This window comes from Acinetobacter sp. P37, assembly GCF_057480965.1.
Genome location: NZ_JBLIYY010000005.1, coordinates 102,842 through 120,419 on the forward strand (window position 1 = coordinate 102,842; position 17,578 = coordinate 120,419).

Genomic DNA, 17,578 nt, shown 5'->3' on the forward strand with positions numbered 1-17,578 from the left:
TGTTCGACAGTTTGTACATGCGAAAGAGAGTAATTCGTTTGGTGGTCACGAATCTCTATCTTACTGAATAATGAGGAAAAGTGTAGTTTTAATATCAGAAAAATAAACTAATTAAATAATCATTATTCAATATTATTGATTATGTTTTTAAATCTTCGCAATTCTTTATACCTTAAAGAAAAGCCTTGCTGTGAGTCAGAAAAACTTGACCTTCCCATTGTGGTAAAGTTTAAGCTATAGCCTAAAACAAGCACATATGATTGGGATGTTGCCATGACAGATTCGACAGAACGCAAACTTTTTGATGGCACACTTGCTATTGAAGGGATGACCTGTGCTTCTTGTGTGGCACGGGTGGAAAAAGCCTTAAAAAAAGTCGATGGCATCACTGATGCTCAAGTGAATTTAGCCACTGAAACAGCACATGTTCAGAGTGATAAAAATGTGGATTATTCTGCTGTAATTCAGGCCGTTGAAAAGGCAGGTTTTGGCGTTGCACAAAAGCAGATTGAACTTGAAATTGAAGGGATGACTTGCGCATCGTGTGTGGCACGTGTTGAAAAAGCATTAAAAACAGTTCCAGAAGTCATCGATGCAAAAGTGAATTTGGCAACTGAAAAAGCCACGATTACGGCATTGGCATCTGTTGAAAATTCTGCATTGGCGAAGTCTGTAGAAAAAGCAGGTTTTCATATTGCACAGCCCAATATTGAATTAAATATTGATGGAATGACCTGTGCTTCATGTGTGGCACGGGTTGAAAAAGCCTTAAACGCTGTAGACGGTGTCAATAAAGCAACGGTAAATTTAGCCAGTGAAAAAGCCTTTGTTCAGGCTCCCGCTTCAAAAACACAAGAATTGATCGCGGCAGTTAAAAAAGCGGGATACAGTGCGACCGTTGCTACACAACTACAACCGACAATGGCAGAAAAAAAAGCCGATGAAGCTCGGTTGCTCAAACGTGATTTAATCATCGCATTGGTACTCGCTGTTCCTGTTTTTATCTTGGAGATGGGATCACACATGATTCCAGCTTTTCATCATTTTATTGCGCATAATTTAGGGACACAAAATAGTTGGTATATTCAGTTTATATTAACCACTTTGGTGTTAATCCTACCCGGAAGACGCTTTTATCAGCACGGCATACCAGCACTTGCGCGACTTGCCCCGGATATGAATTCTTTGGTCGCAGTCGGGACTTTATCTGCTTATAGTTTTTCTTGTGTTGCAACATTTGCTCCGCAATTATTACCGCAAGGTACGGTTCATGTGTACTTTGAAGCAGCCGCAGTAATTGTGGCGTTGATTCTTTTGGGTCGTTTTATGGAGGCGAAAGCCAAAGGTAAAACATCGCAAGCTATTCAATACTTAGTCGGCATGCAACCCAAAACAGCACGTGTTGAGCAATCTGGAAGCTATATAGATTTACCGATTAGTGACGTTGAAACAGGCATGCTGATTGAAATAAGGCCTGGTGAACGTTGCCCAGTCGATGGTACTGTGGTGTCTGGGAATAGTTATATTGATGAATCCATGATCAGTGGCGAGCCAATTCCTGTCGAGAAAAAAGCAGGTGATCAAGTTGTCGGTGGAACGATTAACCAAAATGGGGCATTGAAAATACAAGCCACTGCGGTAGGTCAATATTCTGTTTTGGCACAAATTATCCATATGGTCGAACAAGCTCAGGGTTCAAAATTACCGATTCAAGCTTTGGTGGATAAAGTCACGTTATGGTTTGTACCGGTGGTGATGGCGTTGGCCTTGATCACCTTTTTAGTTTGGTATGTTGTAGGACCTGAACCGAGTTTAACCTATGCCTTAGTCAATGCTGTAGCAGTACTGATCATCGCATGTCCATGTGCAATGGGTTTGGCAACACCAACGTCTATTATGGTCGGTACAGGGCGAGGTGCAGAGCTTGGAGTATTGTTCCGTAAAGGTGAAGCCTTACAACAACTCAAAAATACTCAAGTGGTTGCAGTCGATAAAACAGGGACATTGACGGAAGGTAAACCGAAACTGACAGATTTTGAAGTCACTGAAGCTTTTGATAAAAATCGCGTATTTCAGTTATTGGCCTCTGTAGAGCAGAAATCTGAGCATCCGATTGCCTATGCCATTGTTCAAGCTGCGAAAGAGATGCAAGTGCAACTTTTAGAGGTTGAACAGTTTGATTCCGTGACTGGTGCGGGGATTCAGGCGGTTGTTGAAGGACAAAGCATTTTTATCGGTGCAGATCATTTGATGCATAAACTTGGTTTAGATACACAAATCTTTTCATCACTAGCGGAACGCATGGGCAATGAAGGGAAAACCCCGCTCTATGTATCGATCGATCAACAGCTTGCTGCCATTGTTGCTGTAGCCGACCCGATCAAAGCCACAACCTTTACAGCCATTCAAGCTTTGCATGATTTAGGGCTGAAAGTGGCCATGATTACAGGCGATAACCGACATACTGCCACTGCCATAGCACGACAGTTGAAGATTGATCATGTGATCGCTGAAGTAATGCCAGACCAAAAAGTGCAATCTGTACAACAATTGCAAAAAGAACATGGTGTTGTTTGTTTTGTGGGCGATGGTATTAATGATGCGCCTGCACTTGCTCAAGCAGATGTGAGTATGGCTATTGGTACAGGGACAGATGTGGCGATAGAGGCCGCGGACGTTGTGCTTATGTCGGGTAATTTACAAATGGTACCGACAGCGATCGCACTGAGTACTGCGACGATGAATAATATTCGCCAAAACCTATTTTGGGCATTTATTTACAATGCAGCATTGATTCCTGTCGCTGCAGGTGTGTTATATCCATTCTTTGGCATATTGCTTTCACCTATGTTCGCCGCAGGTGCAATGGCACTTTCATCGGTGTTTGTTGTGTCAAATGCCTTACGTTTAAAAGCATTTAAAGGGCCAGTTTTTCAGGAGTCTTGAGATGAATATTGGACAAGCAGCGAAAGCTTCGGGCATTTCTGCAAAAATGATCCGTTATTATGAATCGATTGGGCTGTTAAATAATGCACAGCGCACCGATGCCGGCTATCGAGTTTACTCGGAAGCCGATATTAAAACCTTGAGTTTCTTAAGACATGCGCGTGATTTAGGTTTTTCTTCTGAACAAATGAAAGATTTACTTGGGCTTTGGAAAAATCAAAGTCGGCAAAGTGTAGAAGTTAAAGCATTGGCGTTAAAACATATCCAGACCTTAAATCAAAAAATCGCAGACTTACAGGCCATGGTTGAGATCTTGCAACAATCTGTAGATGGCTGTGCCGGTAATGATCAAGCCGATTGTACGATTTTAAATCAAATCGAAACGGGCATGGCTGAGTGCTGCCATACATCGAAGATTTAAACTTGCTTGACCTTACAATCGTGGCAAGGTTTATAGTGTTGTTATTAGAAAAGAAGGATGAATATCATGAAATTTCGTATTGATAATATGACATGCGGTGGTTGTGCCCGTAGCGTGACAGCAACCATTAAAGACTTAGACGAAAATGCAACGGTCACTATTGATGTAGCCACTAAATTAGTTGACGTTGAATCTAGTGTTAGCGCAGAGCAATTGATTAGCGCTTTAACCGAAGATGGTTTCCCACCTGTGATTGCATAACTTTGATATTGTCGAATGAATAAAAAAGCCGAACAATTGTTCGGCTTTTTTATTTATAAATCAATTTTATACGGCTGAAATTTTATCTGGTGTCATCAGCGCCTGATTAATATATAGCTTGATTAAGCGTTCACGTGAACCGATTGATTTTTGATAATGCGTTGAATTGAGGAGTAGGGATGCACCATAAGTGACCGTCCAAATATAGGATAAATAATCACGAATCGACATTGCGCTTTCAAGTGATTTTAGATAATCACTGGTCATATCCTTAATTTCAATAATACGTTCTTCACGAACACGATAGAGCTCTTCAAATAACTCTTTTAATTTACGTTCATTATTGGTTAAGCGTTCTTCAATGACATGTAATAATATAGTTCTATTAGAATTCAACATATTATAAAGCATATATTGTGAAACATAAGTTTTAATATCATGATTATATTTTTTTGAAATTTCTAATAATCGTTTTTCATTTAAAATAATCAGTTCTAAATATAATTGGTTTTTACTTTTAAAATGTTTATAAATCGTGCCTTTGGCAATATCTAGTTCACAAGCTAACTCACTTAAGGTGATGTCTTGATTATTATCTAATAGCAGGGTTTCTGCCATGGCTAAAATTTTTTCCTTGCGAAGGATAAAATTTTGTTGGCGTACTGAACTCATGATAACTGTTCCATAAACATCTTGAGGGTGAACAAGCCTAGCTTAAGCTAAATCTTGTGAATCTTACATTCCACTATGGTCTCAAATATTACATAAATTGGTTTAAAAATAAACACATTAGTAGAGTACGTAAAACATATAGAATTCATAGCATAAAAATAATGTCAATAAAACTGAACCCTTGAGGTCATTTTTTTGAAATAAAATTCCATTTTTATTTTTTTTAATTTATTGTCTTTTCGCTTTTACAACAAAAGCAGCATTTAACAAAACGGTCTTGGTTGTTATGTTATTAATACAACCTAAATTAAACATGATTATAGGTACTATTATGTTTGGTTTTAATCAATTACCAATTATAAATTTAGTCAATTCAATAAATTTATTTAATTGTAATAAAATAATGCTGCTCAAAATATCAGGTGGTTATTTTCCACTTGTCGGTAAAAACACATTATCTATATCCATTTTAGATATCTATCTGAAAAAACAGATCTTTAAAAAATCCACACAAAATTGATTTGATGATTTTGTGCGGGAGCGTGCAACTTTAAAAAAGTACTTTGTCAAAGACGCTGACAAAGCCTGTAGAAAAGGAAAGTACAATGCCAATATACAATGCGCCGTTAAAGGACATGGACTTCATCTTAAATGATGTATTCAATGCAGATGAGTTCTGGCAGTCAAATGAAAACTTAGCTCATATTGATATGGCGACTGCAAATGCCATTTTAGAAGAAATGGCTAAGTTTTCTAAAAACGTTATTCTAGACTTGAACCGTACTGCAGATGAAGAAGGTGGTGCGCAGTTTAGTAATGGTGTTGTTACTACGCCTACAGGGTTTAAAGACGCTTTTAAACAATTCGCTGAAGGTGGCTGGGTTGGTTTAGGCGCTTCTGAAGAATGGGGCGGCCAAAACATGCCGAAAATGTTGACAGTACTTGCTGACGAAATGATTTGGAGTACTAATCCATCATTTATGTTGTATCCACTACTGACTGTGGGTGCAGGTATGGCGATTAATGACCGTGCTTCGCAAGAGCAAAAAGAAACCTATCTTCCAAAATTTTATACGGGTGAATGGTCAGGCACTATGTGTTTAACTGAACCACATTCAGGGACTGATTTGGGGATCATTAAAACCAAAGCAGAGCCGAATGAAGATGGTTCATTTAATATTACAGGCACGAAAATTTTCATCACCAGTGGTGAACATGATCTGTGTGAAAACATCATCCATCTTGTGTTAGCAAAAACGCCAAATGCACCTGCGGGTTCACGTGGTATTTCATTGTTTATCGTTCCAAAATTCCATGTCAATGCCGATGGCTCAGTCGGTGAACGTAATGCTGTTTCAGCGGGTTCAATTGAACACAAGATGGGTATTAAAGGTTCTGCAACGTGTGTTATGAACTTTGATGGTGCCAAAGGTTATATCGTTGGTAAAGAAAACGAAGGTCTTGCGGCGATGTTTGTCATGATGAACTATGAACGTTTATCGATGGGTATCCAAGGGATTGGCGCTGCAGAATTTGCTTACCAAAATGCTGCACAGTATGCGACTGATCGTCTACAAGGTCGTTCTGCGACAGGTGTGAAATCTCCTGAAAAACCAGCAGACTCTATTTTAGTACATGGTGATGTACGTCGTATGTTGTTGAATGTACGCGCCAACAACGAAGCATCTCGTGCATTTGCTGTGTATGTTGGTCAGCAATTGGATATTACAAAATATTCAACTGACGAAGCTGCAGTGAAAAAAGCCAATGACCGCGTGGCTTTATTGACACCTATTGCAAAAGCCTACCTAACAGATACAGCCCTACAAGCTACTTTAGAAGCGCAAATGTGCTTTGGTGGTCATGGCTATATCCGTGAATGGGGCATGGAGCAATGCATTCGTGACTTACGTATTTCGCAGATTTACGAAGGCACAAATGGCGTACAAGCGATTGATTTAATTGGACGCAAAACCACGAAATGTAATGGTGCATTTATTGCCGAATACATTGCTGAAATTCGTGACTTTGCTGCAACCATGGCTGATTCAAAAGTTAAATCTGCAGCATTGCAAGTTTCTGACGAAGTTGAAGCATTAACGCAATTCATTATTGAACAATCTAAAACTACACCAGACTTTAGCAGTTCGGTGGCAGTCGATTACCTGCACGCTGTTGGTTTACTCAGCTTTGTGTATATGTTTGCGCGTATTAGCAAAGCTGCGGCTGCAAAACCAGAGAGCTTCTTCCAAAACAAACTGGTACTCGCAGATTTCTATGTTGAGAAAGTTCTACCTGACCTTGCTGCCCGTGCTCAACGCATTAAAGCAGGTTCTGAACTTATCATGCAGCTATCTGAAGAATACTTCACCGCTCAATCTTAAAGTTTCATCGAAACCACTGTGAAAAACATTAAGATGGAAAATCTGAGGAACCAGTCATGGTTCCTTGGGGTTAAAAGATTTAAAACAGGATGAAATAAGAAATGATTGTAATTGTAGATGGCGTACGTACAGCGATGGGTGGTTTTCAGGGTTCACTTTCATCTTGTACAGCCCCAGACTTAGGTGCTGCAGCGATTCAGGCTGTTGTTGCACGTGCAGGTTTAGAACCTACAGATATTGACGAAGTTATTTTTGGCTGTGTATTACCAGCAGGTCTTAAACAAGGTCCTGCACGCCAAGCGATGCGTCAAGCAGGCTTACCAGATACAACGGGTGCCACCACGATTAATAAAATTTGTGGTTCAGGCATGAAGGCAGTGATGCAAGCAGCTGATGCGATTAAAGCCGGTTCTGCTAATATTGTGGTTGCTGGTGGTATGGAGTCGATGTCAAATGCGCCATATTTACTTGAAAAAGCGCGTTCAGGCTATCGTATGGGTCATGGTAAAACCACAGATCACATGTTCCAAGAAGGCTTAGAAGATGCTGAGACAGGTTTATCGATGGGTATTCTGGCACAAGATATGGCAGATAAAAAAGGCTATACCCGTGAACAGCAAGATGCTTTTGCCATCAACTCACTCAATAAAGCCGTTGCAGCGATTCAAGGCGGTTTCTTCAAAAATGAAATCGTGCCAGTTACTGTTAAAAGCCGTAAAGGTGACGTCGTTGTTGACACAGATGAACAGCCATTAAGTGCTAAGCCTGAAAAAATCCCAACACTGCGTCCTGCATTCAAAAAAGACGGCACGATCACAGCCGCCAATGCCAGCTCAATTTCTGACGGTGCATCTGCTTTGGTGGTTACATCAGAAGAAACGGCTCAAGCGCGTGGTTTAAAACCACTAGCAAAAGTCGTTGCTTATGCCACAAATTCACAGCATCCGTCAGAGTTCACGATTGCTCCAGTCGGTGCTATTGAGAAAGTACTTGCACAAGCAGGTTGGGATGCACAAGAGGTTGACTTGTGGGAAGTCAATGAAGCATTTGCCATGGTTACAATGCTGGCGATTGATGGATTTAACTTAGATGAAGCAAAAGTGAACATTCATGGTGGTGCTTGCTCACTTGGTCACCCACTAGGTTCATCAGGTTCACGTATTATTGTGACGCTGATTCATGCCTTAAAACGCACTGGCGGTAAAAAAGGTGTCGCAGCACTGTGTATTGGTGGCGGTGAAGCAACTGCAATTGCGGTTGAACTGATTTAATTTGCCTCAATTTATATAAGTAAGCTTTTAGATAAGTACGTTTTTAGATAAGCAATAACAAACGCTATCTCAGTTCGCTGGGATGGCGAAAAAAGATGTTTATTTTGAGATATTTATTTTTTGAGATTTAATTATGAATGGTTTAGATCGCATTCGCTTACTCTCCCTTCGCGACAAAGTAATGTCTGCTGAAAAAGCGATTGAGTTAATTCAAGATGGTTCAGTGGTTGGTTTAAGTGGTTTTGGTGGTGCAGGTGAGGCAAAGACGGTTCCATTGGCACTTGCAGATCATGCAATTTCACATCCTCTTCGTATCACTTTGGCAACGGGTGCTAGTTTAGGAAATAGTATCGATGGTCGCCTCAATGCGGCGCATGCGATAGAACGTCGTTATCCGTATCAGGCAGATCCAGGTTTACGTAAAGCCATCAACACTGGCGAGGTCATGTATATCGACCAACACTTGTCTGAAATGGCCGATAATATTCGTCATCATAATTTGCCGCGCATTAATGTGGCCGTTATTGCAGCGACTGCAATTACAGAAGATGGTCAAGTTATTCCGACAGGTTCATGTGGTAACTCAGCCAATTTCATTGAAATGGCAGATCATGTGATTATTGAAATTGATAATACGATTAACCCAGTGCTCGAAGGTGTACATGATATTTATGTGCCTAAAGCGCGACCAAACCGTGGGCCAATTCCACTGACTCAGGTTGGTGAACGTATTGGTACGATTGGGATCAATGTCAGCCCCGATAAGATTTCAGCTATTGTGTTGAATGATATGCCAGATACCCAGTTTAAAATGGATGAACCTGATGCTGAAACCCTAGCGATTGCTCAGCATCTGATTGATTTCTTTGAAGGTGAAGTCGCAGCAGGGCGTTTGCCTGAAAATTTAGGCCCGCTACAGTCAGGTGTGGGTTCGATTGCCAACGCTGTATTTGCCGGTTTTGAGCATTCGAATTTTCATGATTTGGAAATGTATTCAGAAGTACTACAAGACTGTACTTTCCAGCTAATTGATTCTGGAAAAATGAAATTTGCCTCAGGCTGTTCAATGACGTTATCTGAGCCTTGTGCACAGCACGTGATGAACAATTTTGATCAGTACAAAGACAAAATTGTGTTACGTCCACAAGAGCTATCCAATAACCCTGAAATCATTCGACGTTTAGGCATTATTGCGATTAATACGGCGCTTGAGTTTGACATTTACGGAAACGTAAATTCGACCCATGTGACGGGTACGAAAATGATGAACGGTATCGGTGGTTCAGGAGACTTTACTCGTCATGCGCACATTGCCATTTTCGTAACCAAGTCGATTGCAAAAGGTGGTGCGATTTCATCTGTGGTGCCAATGGTGAGTCATACCGACCATACTGACCACGACGTTGACATCGTGGTTACAGAGCAGGGCTTGGCAGATTTACGTGGTCTTTCACCACGTGAGCGTGCACGTAAAGTCATTGAAATCTGTGCACATCCAGATTATCGCGCAGCATTGTTGAGCTACTTTGAACGCGCATGTGAGCTTGGTGGTCAAACGCCGCATATTTTAAAAGAGGCTTTGTCTTGGCATGCCACTTTTGAAGAAACCGGTTCAATGCGTCAAATCGTATAAATCTAAAGATTGAAAATATTTAAATAAGCCCACGATCAAGTGGGCTTATTTATTATGAAAGACTACAAATGTTTCAAAACATGACAAAAGAAAAACAGCGCCACTTGGTTTGAAACTTTTGCACAACATGAACGGTCTTAAGTTCTCTTCAAGGCTTTCTATAATGCAAAACTCATTGACAAAGAAGGTCAGTATTTTGAAAAAGATTCAATTATTTTCTGCGATGTTGTTCGCAGTTCTCCTCACTGCATGTAAACAAAGTCCAGCGCCTGATTATGCTGGAACATGGCAAAATACCGCAGTAGATCCGCAACTTGAAAATGCGCTGATTATTAGTAAAAATGGTGAAAACTATTTCATTACCAATACTTTAAAAGATAAAAAAAGTGGTAAATCTGAAAAGAAAAATCCTGTACCTGCATCTGTCGCTGAATCTGGGTTACTGGCTGTAAACTCTGGGACAGGTGCTGTTGAATTTGCGATTGACGAAAAAACGGGAAATTTAGTCGGGTCTGGATCCATTTATAAAAAAGTAAAATAGATCAATTATCTATTGATGCAAAAATATCAAAAGCAGCCTCTAAATTGGGCTGCTTTTTTAACTTTAAAGCGAATGTTTATTTGCTTTAACTCAGTTCAGAACCGAAGAGAAATCATGGATAAAATAATCCGCTTTATTTTTGATTTGCTCAATTTCGTGCTCTGAATATGCATCATACACGGCAACCACTTCAATGCCTGCTGCATTTGCAGCTTCTACACCAATGAGTGAATCTTCAAAAATTAAACATTCTTCAGGTCGAACTGCAAAATGTTCAATCGCCTGTAAATAGACTTCAGGATGCGGCTTAATATTTTTGACACTTTCACGGGTCAGGATCAGATCAAAGCTATTTTCAAAATGCAGCATTGGATAGATGTTAATATTTTTTTGATATCGATAAATATTTTGCAGGCTGGTCGTGGTGGTAATTGCCACCTGAATGCCTTGCTGAATGAGCTGTTGAACAAATAACGCTGCATGTGGTTTAAGCAAGATGATATGTTCTAAAAAATGCTGTGAAATGGCATATCGTTGCTGTTTGATTTGATCTGCTGTGTGTTGTTCAATCTTATAAGTATCTTTTAGATAGTTACAGTACATTAAGTAAGGGTCTGGTGTATTTTTAAATAATTGCAGCTGAATGTCACGTTCACGTTGAATTAAACCCAGTTGGATGGTTTGTCCAGTTAACTGTTGAATCAAATCTGCGTCGACCTGATTCCACACGCCAACAGAGTCGATAAGTGTGCCATCTAAATCAAAACAAACCAGTTTTTTTCCTTGAAGCATGTTGATATCCAAATTCGAGCTGTGTCTATTATGCGGACGGATTGGAGTGTTGAAAAGCCAAATGCAACTGAGCAGGCTAAACTGGCGTTTCATCTGCAATAAAAGTAATATTTCGTTATTGGCTTTTTGTATAATTCAGCAGATGATGCACAGCATAACTTGCAATATTTAATTAGGGATTAAATCTTTCGTGTTTGAATTGGACTGTAAACTTCTTAGCATTTTTTTTCATGTTTATAAGTACAAAAATGTGTCACAAGCTGCTGAACACTTGCAGATGAGTCAGCCTACAGTCAGTAATATTTTAAATAAAATACGACAGCATTATAACGACCCCTTATTTTTACGTATCGGCAATGAAATGGTGCCTACGGAGTTATCGCGTCAATTATTTCCTTTAGTTAGCGAAGCCTTGAGTAAAGTCGAAGCCATTAATAATTTTACGATTAATTTTGATCAAGCCATTTCAGATCAACAATTTACTTTGGCCATGACCGATGTTTCGCATTTGGTTTTATTGCCTAAAATCAGCCAATATCTAAAAAAACACGCGCCACAAATACGTCTGAATGTACGCCCGATTACCACTGAAACCAGTTATCAAATGGCGAATGGTGAAATTGATTTAGCATTGGGGTTTTTACCGCATTTGGAAAGCGGCTTTTATCAACAAAAATTGTTTGAGCAATATTATGTGGTGATTGCAGCTAAGGATCACCCACGATTAACGGGTGACACCATTACAACTGAGCAATATTTGTCAGAATCGCATATTGATATTGATGCAGGGATGGGGCACTACCATATTGAAAATGAGCTGCTTAACCTTGATTTAAAACGTGATATTTTGATGCGTTTACCTAGTTATTTAGGTGTGGGTTTGGTTGTGCAAGACACTGATGCGATTGCTACTGTGCCGTACTACTTGAGTGAAGTATTGCTTTCACGCGGTAACTTAAAAATATTTGATGCGCCGATTGCATTTCCAACCTATGGCGTGAAGCAATATTGGCATATGTCCTGCCATCATAAAACCAGCCATCAATGGCTGCGTCATATGTTCCATGAAATCTTAGTGAAGTAAAAAATATCATTAAAAGATCTCGCGCAGAAAATTGATTGCTAGACGTTTAGTGAATAAAAGCATAAGTATTCCACTAATCGATAAATGCAATTTTGTGATAAATATTGTCAATTAACTTATTTTTCATCATAAAGCTGACTGATTAGTATGTGAATTAGTTATCACTTTTTATGAAAAAAATATGAGCGGCAAATCTAAACCTTTAATTATTACGGCGATCGTCATTGTGGCGATCGCTGCTTTCGTATATTTCCAAGCTAAAAAATCTACTCCTGACACTTCAACGGCTGCAATTGCGCAAAAAGATCAGAAAGCGGTAGTCATTGCCTATCAAACGGGTGTTGATCCGAGCAAAGTGGCGCAGGCCAATGGCGATTATGAAAAAGACAGTCAACAAAAAATTGAGTGGAAAAAATTTGATACGGGCGCAGACGTTGTAAATGCTTTGGCATCAGGTGATGTCAGTATTGGCAATATTGGGACAAGTCCTTTAGCTGCTGCTGCCAGCCGTGATTTACCTATTGAAGTATTTTTTGTGGCAGCCAAACTTGGTGCTTCAGAAGCCTTAGTGGTGAGCAATAAATCAGGCATTGAAAAACCTGAAGACTTAAAGGGCAAAACCATTGCAGTGCCATTTGTTTCTACGGCACATTACAGCCTGCTTTCTGCATTGAAGCATTGGAATCTGTCAGAGTCTGACGTCAAAATTATTAACTTACGCCCACCTGAAATTTCTGCGGCGTGGGAACGTGGTGATATTGACGCGACTTATGTATGGGAACCCGCTTTAAGCAAGGCGAGTGCCACAGGTAAAGTTCTGACCGATTCTAAGCAAGTTGCAGAATGGGGCGCACCAACCTTTGATGTATGGGTAGTTCGTAAAGACTTTGCAGAGCAAAATCCAGAGTTTTTAAAATCTTTCGTTCAAACTTCTTTAAAGAAAATAGATGAATACAATCAAGATCCGAAAGCGTTTGAAGCGAATACTGCTTATATCAATAGCATTGCGCAATTAACCGGTTCTGATGCGAAAGATATTCCATTACTGCTATCAGGCAATATTTATTTGAACCAGCAGCAGCAAGCTCAAAGTTTCAGCACAGATTTTGCCAAGAATATTTTAGATACAGCGACCTTTTTAAAAGCCCAAGGCAAAGTAGATAAAGTCAAAGCCGACTATAAAAGCAATGTAACAGCCTTATTTGTTCAGCCTTAAGGATGTGAAAATGAGTATCTTAAAAGCGGAAAATATTAGCCTGACCTATCCTGAACAAGAGGTGGCTGTACTAAAAAATATCAATTTGAACGTTCCTGAATCGACTTTAACAGTTGTACTTGGCGAGTCTGGCTGCGGCAAAACGACGCTTTTAAATATTTTGGCGGGTTTTCAACAGGTGAGTGCAGGCCAAGTCAAAATTGATGATGAAGTTTTAACTGGCCCAGATGCAAGACGTGCTGTAGTTTTTCAAGAACATGCCCTACTGCCTTGGCTCAATGTGTCAGATAACGTGGCATTTTCCTTGAAATTAAAAGGCTTAAAAAGTGCAGAGATAAAGTCACAAGTCACATCAATTTTGGGGACTGTGGGCTTGTCGCATGTTGCAAATGCCAATATTTGGGAACTTTCAGGTGGTATGAAACAGCGCGTCGGTATTGCACGTGCCTTGATTAGTCATGCACCATTTATTTTGCTGGATGAACCCTTTGCTGCACTCGATGCATTTACCCGAGAAAGCATGCAGGAGTTTGTGCTCAATTTATGGATTAAAGAGAAAAAAGGTTTCTTCCTCATTACCCATGATATTGAAGAGGCGCTTTTATTAAGTAATCAATTGGTATTGATGACAGCACGCCCGGGGACAATTGTTGAAACGCTCAAGCTGTATTTTGCTGAGCGCTACCGTAAAGGCGAATCTATACGTGCGATTAAATCTGATCCGCAGTTTATTCAGTTGCGTGAAATGTTGTTTGAACGCTTAAAAGCGCAAAAATTACATGCGGTGGAGTCTTAATATGAATACGCAAATTCAAAAATTAAATAAGGCTCATCTAAGCGAAAATCGTGCAGAAACAGCAACATTAAACAGAAGTTCCTCTATTTCTATATTTAGAAAAAATTTGCCACTTATTGTGAGCATCGGCAGTGTACTGAGCTTGCTGGTACTTTGGTTTGTCATAACCACTTTGAAAATTATTCCTGAGCTATTTTTACCAAGCCCAGCAGCGGTTTGGCAGAAGTTTATTGAAGTCAGCCAGCAAGGTTTTATGAAAGCCACGCTTTGGCAGCATTTGGCTGAAAGTATTGGCCGTGTGTTTAGCGCACTCATTGGTGCTATTGTGATTGGTGTGCCTTTAGGTTTATGGATGGGACTCAACAAATGGGTACGTGCCGTATTTGATCCACTAGTCGAGCTGCTTCGTCCCATTCCACCGCTTGCGTATTTACCGTTATTGGTGATTTGGTTTGGTATTGGTGAAACCACCAAAGTGCTGCTGATTTTCTTTTCAATTTTGGCGCCAATTATTATTAGCAGTGCGCATGGTGTGATCAGCCATCAAAAAAACCGTGAACGTGCAGCATTATCTTTAGGCGCAACGCGCTTGCAGGTTTTGCAATATGTGATTTTACCTACAGCTTTGCCGCACATATTAACGGGTGTGCGCATTGGCTTGGGCGTGGGCTGGTCAACACTGGTGGCTGCAGAGTTGGTTGCTGCTGATCGCGGTATTGGTTTTATGGTGCAGTCTGCTGCTCAGTTCTTAATTACAGATACTGTGATTCTTGGAATTATTGTGATCGCGATTGTCGCAGTAAGTTTTGAGTTATTTTTACGTTGGCTGCAAAAGCAGTTGGCGCCTTGGTATGGCCAACAGCTGTAAATAGATTTAGAGATTGAAGAAGATTTGATTATGTCATTGCAAGCAAAGCAAATTAATCCAAATATTGGCGCTGTTATTGAAGGTATCGATTTAAATCATGCCGATACACCGTTGCTGCTGGAAATAAAACAGGCACTATTACAGCATCAAGTGATCTTTTTTAGAAAGCAGGCGCTTAGCGCACAGTCGCAAGTGAGGTTGGCAAAAACCTTTGGTACTTTGCATATTCATCCGATTTACCCTGCGATGGATGATGCACCGGAAGTGATTGTACTGGATAGCCACAGACAAGATTTAAGAGACAATGATCTTTGGCATACTGATGTGACCTTTAGTCAAACACCGCCGTTGGGCTGTGTGCTGCAAGCGATTAAAATCCCTGAGTTTGGTGGGGATACGCTGTGGGCCAGCGGTACAGCTGCTTTTAATGCGCTCAGTGAAGATTTAAAACAGCAACTACGCGGTTTGACAGCGACACATGATATACGTAAGTCTTTTCCATTAGAGCGCTTTGGCACAACAGCAGCAGACCGTGAACGCCTTGTAAATAGTTTCCGTAAAAATCCGCCTGTAGTGCATCCGGTCGTACGTACACACCCCGAAACTGGTGCTGAAGTATTGTTTGTGAATGAGGGATTTACAACACAAATTAATGAATTAAATGCACAAGAGAGCGATGCATTGCTGACATTCTTGTTTGAACATGCAGTGAAGGAAGAATTTCACTTGCGCTGGAAATGGCAAGAAGGTGATGTCGCTATTTGGGACAACCGCTGCACGCAGCACAAAGCGCTGTTTGACTATGGTGATGCGCACCGCATTATGCATCGTGCAACTGTGAATGGCTCGGTACCATTTTATAAAGCAGTCAGTTAATGCAATAAAAAAGTCCTGAATAATCAGCAAAAGCCCAATGCCCATATTGGGCTTTTACTTTTTTGAAAGATAAATTTTTAGAAACAGCCCAAAAATATTCAGTTAATGCACAAGGATGATGCATCGTTCAAATGCACATAGGTTCAATAATAGAGCAAAAAAGTGTTAGCCCAAGAATTTACATGCAGCGCTATACAGTCAAAAGATCGGTATTACTATTTTTTAAAACCGTAATACTAAATTGGCACAGCCTTTGCATTTCTACTTACATCATAAAGTGATCTAGGGTTCCGATACATTTCTATGTATGACCGTGACCGAGAGTTCACGGCTTCGTTTTAATTCAAAGCAAAGCTGCACGGAGGGATAAAAGCCCGGGAGGTAAACAGTTAAGAATTAGGCAGAGGCTGCAATGAGCACAACACATTATCATGATGATAAAGCACTATGGACTGAACTTTTACCGGGTGGACACCACTGGTCAGCGCGTATTCAGCGTGGGGCAGTATTACAGCTTAAATCACTTGGGCAAAATGCCAATGTGTCGCTGTACTGTGTAAACAGTGAAGATAAGCTTGAGCGCTACAACATGCCAGATAGCCTCAAAGGGCAACACACGGCGTATTTAAGTACAGGGCATATTTTGGCGTCGGATTTAGGCCGTGCCATGATCTCGATAGTCAAAGACGATCATGCTTGGAATGATGCGTTTTGTGCACCAAGTACCGCATCACAAATTGAAAACCAATTTGGCAGTAAAACTTTCCAAGATGCCCGTAATGATATGTACCGCAACGGCAAAGATAGCTTATTGCTTGAAATGACCAAGTTTGGTTTATCTGCAACGGACCTGAGCAGTACTTTAAATTTATTCTCTAAAGTTCAACCTGATGCCAACGGCAACTTAAGCTATGTTGCATCTGACAATACAAATCAAATCATTGAACTGCGCTTTGAAATGGATTGCTTGGTGTTCTTATCATCCGCACCGCATGCTTTAGACAACAGCACTGAATATGCACCTGCCGATGTTCAATTGTCTTTATACAAAGCACTTCCTTTAAGCGGCAACGATATATGTCGTGATTCATGCCCGCAAAATCAGAGAGCATTTCAAAACAATAATCGTTACTACGCACTCAGCGCTTAATTGGGGGATACAACATGACTGCATTAATGAAATTAGAAAAATCAGTATTAAGTGAAGTTTGTCCTGCCGGTAAAGCATGGATGTGCGAAGTCAAAAAAGGGCAATATTTCCGGATCGTTGACCTCGAAGGCAATCAAGCGGTGGATACCTTGTTTATCTCGAGCCAAAACCCTGAAGAACGCTATAGCGCTACGGATACCTTAGCCATTAACCAACAGATTTATTTAGAAAAAGGCACAGCGCTATACACTAACTTTGGCAACAAAATTGCCACCATCCATGACGATAACTGTGGCCGTCATGACACCTTAGGCGGTGCATGTTCATGTGAAAGCAACACTGTTCGCTATGCACATGACAAATTTCCAATGCACAGTTGCCGTAATAATTTCATGATAGCGTTGTCACAACATCCGATTGCAAAAAAACATGGCTTAAACGTGCGCCATATCGGCCCAAATATTAACTTCTTTATGAATGTGCCTGTGACCGCTGAGGGACATTTGAAATTTGATGACGGTATTTCTGCACCGGGAAAATATGTAGAGATTAAAGCCGAAATGGATTTGATCGTATTGATCTCAAACTGCCCACAACTGAATAACCCATGTAATGCCTATAACCCAACAAAAATTCAATTGATCATTCGTGAAGGCGAGGAGTAATA

Annotated in this window: 16 protein-coding genes, 1 pseudogene and 1 riboswitch; of the genes and pseudogenes, 15 read left to right on the top strand and 2 right to left on the bottom strand. The window is 40.4% G+C overall.

All coding sequences use genetic code 11. The features are described 5' to 3' along the window. Window positions 1-273: 273 nt before the first annotated feature. From AC25JC_RS06210 to AC25JC_RS06225, 4 genes and pseudogenes are all read left to right on the top strand, one after another. Window positions 274-483 (top strand): annotated as a pseudogene (locus tag AC25JC_RS06210) (heavy-metal-associated domain-containing protein); the annotation flags it as partial. Between the two features lie 24 nt (window positions 484-507). Next, window positions 508-2,946, top strand: a complete 2,439-nt coding sequence (locus tag AC25JC_RS06215) for a heavy metal translocating P-type ATPase (RefSeq protein ID WP_486923746.1) — start codon at window positions 508-510, stop codon at window positions 2,944-2,946. A 1-nt stretch (window position 2,947) separates the two neighbouring features. Continuing rightward, window positions 2,948-3,367: a Cu(I)-responsive transcriptional regulator gene (gene cueR, locus AC25JC_RS06220; protein ID WP_180171971.1), complete on the top strand. Its 420-nt coding sequence runs from the start codon at window positions 2,948-2,950 to the stop codon at window positions 3,365-3,367. Window positions 3,368-3,433: 66 nt separating this feature from the next. Then, the gene (locus AC25JC_RS06225) at window positions 3,434-3,628 is read left to right on the top strand and encodes a heavy-metal-associated domain-containing protein (RefSeq protein ID WP_180171972.1); all 195 of its coding nucleotides are present in this window, start codon (window positions 3,434-3,436) and stop codon (window positions 3,626-3,628) included. Window positions 3,629-3,694: 66 nt separating this feature from the next. On the opposite strand, the gene AC25JC_RS06230 is transcribed toward AC25JC_RS06225, so the two are convergent. Then, on the bottom strand, window positions 3,695-4,300 hold the full coding sequence (locus tag AC25JC_RS06230) for a TetR/AcrR family transcriptional regulator (protein ID WP_078190941.1): 606 nt from the start codon (window positions 4,298-4,300) through the stop codon (window positions 3,695-3,697). A 605-nt stretch (window positions 4,301-4,905) separates the two neighbouring features. Here AC25JC_RS06230 and AC25JC_RS06235 point away from each other — a divergent pair. From AC25JC_RS06235 to AC25JC_RS06250, 4 genes are all read left to right on the top strand, one after another. Further along, entirely contained in the window at window positions 4,906-6,684 is a 1,779-nt protein-coding gene (locus tag AC25JC_RS06235; RefSeq protein ID WP_180011711.1) for an acyl-CoA dehydrogenase C-terminal domain-containing protein, read from the top strand. A gap of 101 nt (window positions 6,685-6,785) precedes the next feature. Continuing rightward, window positions 6,786-7,955 (top strand): thiolase family protein, encoded by a 1,170-nt coding sequence (locus AC25JC_RS06240; RefSeq protein WP_180008861.1) that lies wholly within the window; start codon window positions 6,786-6,788, stop codon window positions 7,953-7,955. A gap of 133 nt (window positions 7,956-8,088) precedes the next feature. Beyond that, entirely contained in the window at window positions 8,089-9,588 is a 1,500-nt protein-coding gene (gene scpC, locus AC25JC_RS06245) for a succinyl-CoA:acetate CoA-transferase ScpC (protein ID WP_486923678.1), read from the top strand. 223 nt (window positions 9,589-9,811) lie between these two features. Next, a complete protein-coding gene (locus AC25JC_RS06250) occupies window positions 9,812-10,129 on the top strand; it encodes a hypothetical protein (protein WP_372491152.1) in 318 nt (105 codons plus the stop codon). 90 nt (window positions 10,130-10,219) lie between these two features. On the opposite strand, the gene AC25JC_RS06255 is transcribed toward AC25JC_RS06250, so the two are convergent. Then, complete coding sequence (locus tag AC25JC_RS06255) at window positions 10,220-10,921, bottom strand: HAD family hydrolase (RefSeq protein WP_180041495.1); 702 nt, start codon at window positions 10,919-10,921, stop codon at window positions 10,220-10,222. A gap of 190 nt (window positions 10,922-11,111) precedes the next feature. On the opposite strand from AC25JC_RS06255, the gene AC25JC_RS06260 reads away from it, so the two are divergent. From AC25JC_RS06260 to AC25JC_RS06290, 7 genes are all read left to right on the top strand, one after another. After that, a complete protein-coding gene (locus AC25JC_RS06260) occupies window positions 11,112-12,005 on the top strand; it encodes a LysR family transcriptional regulator (RefSeq protein ID WP_078190935.1) in 894 nt (297 codons plus the stop codon). Between the two features lie 181 nt (window positions 12,006-12,186). Next, window positions 12,187-13,221 (top strand): taurine ABC transporter substrate-binding protein, encoded by a 1,035-nt coding sequence (gene tauA / locus AC25JC_RS06265; protein ID WP_486923679.1) that lies wholly within the window; start codon window positions 12,187-12,189, stop codon window positions 13,219-13,221. Between the two features lie 10 nt (window positions 13,222-13,231). After that, complete coding sequence (locus tag AC25JC_RS06270; protein WP_486923680.1) at window positions 13,232-14,017, top strand: taurine ABC transporter ATP-binding protein; 786 nt, start codon at window positions 13,232-13,234, stop codon at window positions 14,015-14,017. Window position 14,018: 1 nt separating this feature from the next. Beyond that, window positions 14,019-14,885, top strand: a complete 867-nt coding sequence (tauC, locus tag AC25JC_RS06275) for a taurine ABC transporter permease TauC (RefSeq protein WP_486923681.1) — start codon at window positions 14,019-14,021, stop codon at window positions 14,883-14,885. Between the two features lie 30 nt (window positions 14,886-14,915). Beyond that, the gene (gene tauD / locus AC25JC_RS06280) at window positions 14,916-15,761 is read left to right on the top strand and encodes a taurine dioxygenase (protein WP_233945379.1); all 846 of its coding nucleotides are present in this window, start codon (window positions 14,916-14,918) and stop codon (window positions 15,759-15,761) included. A gap of 271 nt (window positions 15,762-16,032) precedes the next feature. After that, window positions 16,033-16,144: riboswitch (guanidine-I (ykkC/yxkD leader) on the top strand. A 29-nt stretch (window positions 16,145-16,173) separates the two neighbouring features. Beyond that, complete coding sequence (locus AC25JC_RS06285) at window positions 16,174-16,911, top strand: urea amidolyase associated protein UAAP1 (RefSeq protein ID WP_486923682.1); 738 nt, start codon at window positions 16,174-16,176, stop codon at window positions 16,909-16,911. 14 nt (window positions 16,912-16,925) lie between these two features. Beyond that, on the top strand, window positions 16,926-17,576 hold the full coding sequence (locus AC25JC_RS06290; protein ID WP_486923683.1) for an urea amidolyase associated protein UAAP2: 651 nt from the start codon (window positions 16,926-16,928) through the stop codon (window positions 17,574-17,576). Window positions 17,577-17,578 lie beyond the last annotated feature (2 nt).

What these genes read in the sequence shown, in the direction of transcription:
- cueR (WP_180171971.1), top strand. Translation starts at nt 2,948, where the DNA reads ATGAATATTGGACAAGCAGCGAAAGCTTCGGGCATTTCTGCAAAAATG.
- AC25JC_RS06225 (WP_180171972.1), top strand. Translation starts at nt 3,434, where the DNA reads ATGAAATTTCGTATTGATAATATGACATGCGGTGGTTGTGCCCGTAGC.
- AC25JC_RS06230 (WP_078190941.1), bottom strand. Translation starts at nt 4,300, where the DNA reads ATGAGTTCAGTACGCCAACAAAATTTTATCCTTCGCAAGGAAAAAATT.
- AC25JC_RS06235 (WP_180011711.1), top strand. Translation starts at nt 4,906, where the DNA reads ATGCCAATATACAATGCGCCGTTAAAGGACATGGACTTCATCTTAAAT.
- AC25JC_RS06240 (WP_180008861.1), top strand. Translation starts at nt 6,786, where the DNA reads ATGATTGTAATTGTAGATGGCGTACGTACAGCGATGGGTGGTTTTCAG.
- scpC (WP_486923678.1), top strand. Translation starts at nt 8,089, where the DNA reads ATGAATGGTTTAGATCGCATTCGCTTACTCTCCCTTCGCGACAAAGTA.
- AC25JC_RS06250 (WP_372491152.1), top strand. Translation starts at nt 9,812, where the DNA reads ATGTTGTTCGCAGTTCTCCTCACTGCATGTAAACAAAGTCCAGCGCCT.
- AC25JC_RS06255 (WP_180041495.1), bottom strand. Translation starts at nt 10,921, where the DNA reads ATGCTTCAAGGAAAAAAACTGGTTTGTTTTGATTTAGATGGCACACTT.
- tauA (WP_486923679.1), top strand. Translation starts at nt 12,187, where the DNA reads ATGAGCGGCAAATCTAAACCTTTAATTATTACGGCGATCGTCATTGTG.
- AC25JC_RS06270 (WP_486923680.1), top strand. Translation starts at nt 13,232, where the DNA reads ATGAGTATCTTAAAAGCGGAAAATATTAGCCTGACCTATCCTGAACAA.
- tauC (WP_486923681.1), top strand. Translation starts at nt 14,019, where the DNA reads ATGAATACGCAAATTCAAAAATTAAATAAGGCTCATCTAAGCGAAAAT.
- tauD (WP_233945379.1), top strand. Translation starts at nt 14,916, where the DNA reads ATGTCATTGCAAGCAAAGCAAATTAATCCAAATATTGGCGCTGTTATT.
- AC25JC_RS06285 (WP_486923682.1), top strand. Translation starts at nt 16,174, where the DNA reads ATGAGCACAACACATTATCATGATGATAAAGCACTATGGACTGAACTT.
- AC25JC_RS06290 (WP_486923683.1), top strand. Translation starts at nt 16,926, where the DNA reads ATGACTGCATTAATGAAATTAGAAAAATCAGTATTAAGTGAAGTTTGT.